Raw genomic sequence first — 3,261 nt, forward strand, 5'->3', positions numbered from 1 at the left:
TCGTGTCCGACTTCCTCGGTGCTTTCCAGGTTCTTCGCTTTCGCGCTTTCCCTTTCCGGCGGTTCCGACTCTATCAGAAGTTTTCCACCGGATTTACCGGCTTCGGATTCCTGATTAAGGAGACGGCTGTGCCCCGCTCGAATTCAATTTCGAAGTGGGGGCGAGAGAGATTGTGAACCATCACTGCCGAACTTGTCCAGTTCGAGGCAACCGTTAGAATCTACCTCCCCGTCGCGGATGTGTCAACACCCGTTCCGGGACCTGAGGAGACTAGCAGCTCGACGGGGTCGGATGCACATCAGGCGGCGGTCGGGAGGGTCGCCGTCTGGTCCGCGGCCTCCACGTCGCCCGTCTCGCCCTCGCGGGAAGCGCGGCCGCCCAGGACGTACACGTAGAGGAGGAAGGCCGCCTCGGCGACGACGCCGATGGTGATGCGGGCCCAGGTGGGAAGGCCGGACGGGGTGACGAAGCCTTCGATCAGGCCCGAGACGAACAGGACCAGCGCCAGGCCGATGGCCATGCCGAGTGCGGCGCGGCCCTGTTCGGCGAGGGCCGTGCGGCGGGTGCGCGGGCCCGGGTCGATGACGGTCCAGCCCAGGCGCAGGCCCGTGCCCGCGGCGACGAAGACCGCGGTCAGTTCGAGGAGGCCGTGCGGGAGGATCAGGCCGAGGAAGACGTCCAGGCGGCCGGCGGCGGCCATCAGGCCGAGGCCGACGCCGAGGTTCAGCATGTTCGCGTAGAGGATCCAGAGGACCGGCAGCCCCAGGAAGGCGCCCAGGACCAGGCATATCGCCGCCGCCTGGGCGTTGTTCGTCCAGACCTGGGCGGCGAACGAGGCCGCGGGGTGGCTGGAGTAGTACGTCTCGTACTCACCGCCCGGCTGCGTCATCTCCTTCAGGAACTCCGGGGTGCCGATGGCCCCCTGGACCTCCGGATGCGTGGCTATCCACCAGCCGATGATCACGCCGACCGCCGTGGAGACCAGCGCGGTCGGTATCCACCAGCGGCGGCTGCGGTAGACCGCCGCCGGGAAGCCGGCCGTGAAGAAGAGGGCAGCGTCGCGCCAGCCGGCTCGGCGGGTGCCCGTCACGGTGGAACGAGCGCGCGCGACCAGTTGCGTCAGGCGGCCCGTGAGCATGGGGTCGGGCGCGCTGGACTGGATGAGGGACAGGTGCGTCGACACGCGCTGGTAGAGCGCGACGAGTTCGTCGGCCTCCGTACCGGTCAGGCTGCGACCCCTGCCCAGGAGCTGTTCCAGGCGGTCCCATTCCGCGCGGTGTGCCGCCACGAAGACGTCGAGATCCATACGGTTGCCGCTCCCCTGCCCCTGGTCCCCTGCCACTGCCTGTTCCTCGTGTGGTCAGCTTGGCAGACTGGACGCCCGAGGGGTTGGGGCAGGTCACGTGAAAGGTGCTGTGGTGAGCGATCTGGTGACGGGGGACGCGGTGGTCCTGGGGCTTCGGCCCGCGCGGCTGCCGAGTCGGGCGCTGGCCATCGTCCTCGATCTGCTCGTGTACTTCACCGGGTACACGGTGATCATGGTCGGGCTGGCCTATGCGACGGCCTCCCTCGACGAGGCCGCCCAGGCCGCCGTGGTGGTGGCGAGCTTCGTGCTGGTGCTGGTGGGCGTGCCGATCGCGATCGAGACGCTGAGCCACGGGCGGTCGCTGGGCAAGCTCGCCTGCGGGCTGCGGGTGGTACGGGACGACGGCGGGCCGATCCGCTTCCGGCACGCGCTGGTCCGGGGCGCCATGGGTGTGGTGGAGCTGCCGGCCACCCTCGGGTCCGTGGCGTGCATCGCCTCGCTGGTGTCCTCGCGGGGCCGGCGGCTCGGGGACGTCTTCGCGGGGACGCTGGTGATCCGCGAGCGGGTGCCGGCAGCCCGGGTGATGCACGTGCCTCCGCCGCCGCCGTGGCTCGCGGGCCGGTTCACGACGCTGGACCTCTCGGCGGTTCCCGAGGGGCTGTGGATGGCGATACGCCAGTACCTGACCCGGATGAACCAGCTGGACCCGCAGGTGGGGGCGGCGATGGCGGCTCGGCTCGCCGACGATCTCGTGGCGCGTACCGGCGCGCCGGCCCCGGTCGGGGTGCCGGCTGCCGCGTTCCTGATGGCCGTGGTGCACGAACGGCAGTCCCGGGACGCGGCCCGGGCCTTCGGTACCGCTCAGAGTGTCCCCGTCACGGGCCCCGCCGCTCCGCAGCCCGTGACGTACGCGCCGTACGTGGCGCCGGCGTCGCCCGCTGCGCCGGTGCCGCCGGCCGGGGGACCGGGCGCCGCGGCCGCGCCTGCGGTTCCCGCCCCTGAGCCGGTGCGCCGGACCGGGTTCGCCCCGCCCGTCTGATCCCGGGGCGGGGATCAGACCAGCGCTCGCGCATCGGCGCTGGGGCCGCGTCCGGTCAGTCCTCGAACGTCGAGGGCGGGGTCTCCAGGTGTTCGAGTTCGATGCCGGGGGCCGAGAGGACCACGTCGCCGGCGATGTGGATCGTGTGGACCTCGCCGGTGTCCAGTGCGCTGACCTGGTACTCGTCCACCAGCAGCGGGCCGCTGTCCGTCGGGTGCTCCTCGCGCCGCAGCAGCGCCCAGGCCTGGTCGACCGTACGGGGTGCCAGGACCGGGTCCGTGAGCGCGACGAGGCGGACGCGGGTGGCGGGGGCGCCGGGGGTCAGGCGCAGCAACCGGGCCGTGGCGATGAGGAAGGCCGGGGAGGTGCCGGTGAAACCGGGGGCGCGCACGTTGCCCTCGGTGGCCTCGGTTCCGGTGGGGTCGGTGCGGACCCAGGTGACCCCGTCGATGGCGGCCCCCCGGACCTGCCAGCTCGCGGCGTTCAGTTCGAGGCGGATGGGGCGGCCGAGTTCGTCGATGGCCAGGTCCACGGAACCCCGGTGGTCGCCGTCCGGGGCGGTGAGCTGGGAGACGTAGCGCCAGCCTGAGGGGCCCGGGGCGCAGTGGAAGTGCTCCTCGCCCAGGGGGGCGTGGTCGTGCGGGTCGTGGAGCGAGTAGCGGCCGCGGGGCATGGTGCGCACACTTCTGTCGGGACGGGGGCGTCGTGACGTACGGGGCAGGCCCCCGGCACACGTGCCGGGGGCCTGCTTCACATTCTGCTGGGTGCCGCTGCTCGGATCAGTAGCGGTAGTGGTCCGGCTTGTACGGGCCCTCGACCTTGACGCCGATGTAGGCGGCCTGCTCGGGGCGCAGGGTGGTGAGCTTGACGCCGAGGGCGTCGAGGTGGAGGCGGGCGACCTTCTCGTCGAGGTGCT

4 protein-coding genes are annotated in these 3,261 nt (G+C 71.8%); 1 reads left to right on the forward strand and 3 read right to left on the reverse strand.

Annotated features, from left to right (window positions below; genetic code table 11):
- Positions 1-298 precede the first annotated feature (298 nt).
- Positions 299-1,306, reverse strand: a complete 1,008-nt coding sequence (locus tag ACFYZL_RS40015) for a stage II sporulation protein M (protein ID WP_384759096.1) — start codon at positions 1,304-1,306, stop codon at positions 299-301.
- Positions 1,307-1,418: 112 nt separating this feature from the next.
- Here ACFYZL_RS40015 and ACFYZL_RS40020 point away from each other — a divergent pair, with 112 nt between their 5' ends.
- Positions 1,419-2,345: an RDD family protein gene (locus tag ACFYZL_RS40020; protein WP_388686123.1), complete on the forward strand. Its 927-nt coding sequence runs from the start codon at positions 1,419-1,421 to the stop codon at positions 2,343-2,345.
- A 55-nt stretch (positions 2,346-2,400) separates the two neighbouring features.
- On the opposite strand, the gene ACFYZL_RS40025 is transcribed toward ACFYZL_RS40020, so the two are convergent.
- Both ACFYZL_RS40025 and ACFYZL_RS40030 read right to left on the reverse strand, forming a co-directional pair.
- Positions 2,401-3,018: a hypothetical protein gene (locus ACFYZL_RS40025; protein ID WP_384759102.1), complete on the reverse strand. Its 618-nt coding sequence runs from the start codon at positions 3,016-3,018 to the stop codon at positions 2,401-2,403.
- A 106-nt stretch (positions 3,019-3,124) separates the two neighbouring features.
- On the reverse strand, positions 3,125-3,261 hold a 137-nt coding region (locus ACFYZL_RS40030), incomplete at its 5' end, for an adenosylhomocysteinase (RefSeq protein WP_388686125.1).

Source organism: Streptomyces sp. NPDC001717 (assembly GCF_042892775.1).
Lineage (GTDB): Bacteria > Actinomycetota > Actinomycetes > Streptomycetales > Streptomycetaceae > Streptomyces.